The organism is Gordonibacter pamelaeae 7-10-1-b (assembly GCF_000210055.1).
Lineage (GTDB): Bacteria > Actinomycetota > Coriobacteriia > Coriobacteriales > Eggerthellaceae > Gordonibacter > Gordonibacter pamelaeae.
In genome coordinates, this window is the sequence record NC_021021.1 from 722,530 (window position 1) to 724,284 (window position 1,755).

Below are 1,755 nucleotides of genomic sequence, written 5' to 3' on the forward strand. Positions count from 1 at the left end.
AGGACGATGGACGGGCAGGCCTCCTCCAGCGCCGCGGCGTCGTCGTCCGCAAGCGCGAGGCTCGGCACGTCCGGGTCGTAGCCGCAGGCCACGCCGGCGCCCTCGGCCCATTCCCTCGCCCGGCGCGCATCCTCCCCGAAGGCCTTCGCACACTTCAGGAACCGGTCGCCCTCGTCCGCGCGCATCCACGGGTGGGCATCCCGCAGCGCCGGGTCCGCGAAGAACGCCTTGTTCTGCTGGTATATCTGGCCGGTGTTCTTGTTGTCCGAGCTGCAGTAGTGGATTCCCAGCCGCAGGCCCTCGCGCTCGGCGAACGCCAGCAGCTCCAAGGCCTCGGCCTCGCTGCCGGCCACCGGCACCCCGCCGCCGTACCAGTAGTTGTAGAGGTACTTGAAGGGATGCTTGCGCAGCTGGAAGCCGCGTTTCGCGAACTCTGCGGCGTTGTGCAGCGGAAAGCAGAACTCCAGCAGGTTAACCCCGCTGATGCCGAGGGCATCCGACCGCACCAGCAGGTCCTTCATCTGCCCGAGCGAGCCCGGTATCACGGGCACCTCCACCACCACGGCCGGGATCGTGCCCACCGCCTGCTCCATGAGCTCGTACACGCGGTCCTGGCCGTCGCCCGCGTCGGGCGGCTTGATGCTGAAGCGGATCTCGTCCAGGCCGCTTTCGGCAAGCTCCTGCAGGCTGCGCTCGTCAAGCAGGTCGCCGCACGTGTACAGGCGCGTGTGGGCGTCCGGGTAAAGTTGGCCGGCATGCCGGAGAAAGGCGTTCACCTGCTCGGGGTGCAGCAGCGGCTCGCCGCCCGTGATGGCCAGGCAGCGGAACCGCGCGCCCATGGCATGCGCCTGCTCGAGCTCCGCCACGATGTCGCGCTCATGGGAGAGGAAGTGCTCGTAGTGGTCCTGGTTCGGGTTGAAGCAGAAGTAGCACTTCTTGACGCACCGCAAATCGACGAAGAACGTGGCCGTCTCGTCGCCGGTGCGGCAGGCCAGGCACGCAGGCGATATCCAGTTGCGCCACAACGACGAGGCGCCGTTCTCGCAGCGGCACCCGCACGATGCCGCCGTGCGCACGCGCGCCTCGCGCGGGGAGGCCTCCTCGCGCTCGAACGCCAGGCCGTACTCCTCCACCGCAGCCTCGAAGTCGCGCTCCGCCTCGTCGAACGCCTGCCTGTAGCCCTGAAGATCCACGGTACCCTCCTGTAGAAACGTCGGCCCTGCTGCGCGGGCGGCCGACTCGATCGGCCCCGCCTACTCCGGCTCGGCCAGCTCTGCCTCGACCTGCTCGGACAGCACGCGGTCGAGCGCGGCGAACGCCGCCATGCCGCCCGCGAGTACACCATAGCACCCCTGCGCATCGTGCTCGATGACCTTGGCTGCGAATTGGTCGACCCAGTTCAGCAGGTGCCGGTCGACGAACTGCCGCTGCGTCGCGAGCGTCCGGGCCGCCTCGTCGTCGCGGCCGTCGGCGAACGCCTCGTACGCACGCTGGCTCAAAGCGCCCAGGTAGTCCATCATAGCAGCGATGTGGTCGTCGGGGAATCGCTTCTCCGCTCGCAGCTTGAAGCCTGCCGCATGGTAGAACGACCGGACGTCGAGCGTGCTCTCTTGGAACACCACAGACTCCTTGCCCGTGTACGGCGATTCCCAGGGATGCACGTAATGCTCGCCGGGCACCTGGAACAGCCGGTCGTAGGAGGCGCGCAGGCGCGCGGCGAGAGCCTCGGCGCGCTCCGGGTCGGCCGTTTCGCCC

General features: G+C 68.7%; 2 protein-coding genes. Both read right to left on the bottom strand.

Features of this window, described 5'->3' with window-relative positions:
- Positions 1-1,193: radical SAM protein (locus GPA_RS03435; RefSeq protein ID WP_049783994.1), on the bottom strand; the 1,193-nt coding region annotated here is incomplete at its 3' end.
- A 60-nt stretch (positions 1,194-1,253) separates the two neighbouring features.
- Positions 1,254-1,755, bottom strand: a 502-nt coding sequence (locus tag GPA_RS03440; RefSeq protein WP_041238944.1) for a TorD/DmsD family molecular chaperone, incomplete at its 5' end; no start/stop codon positions are given.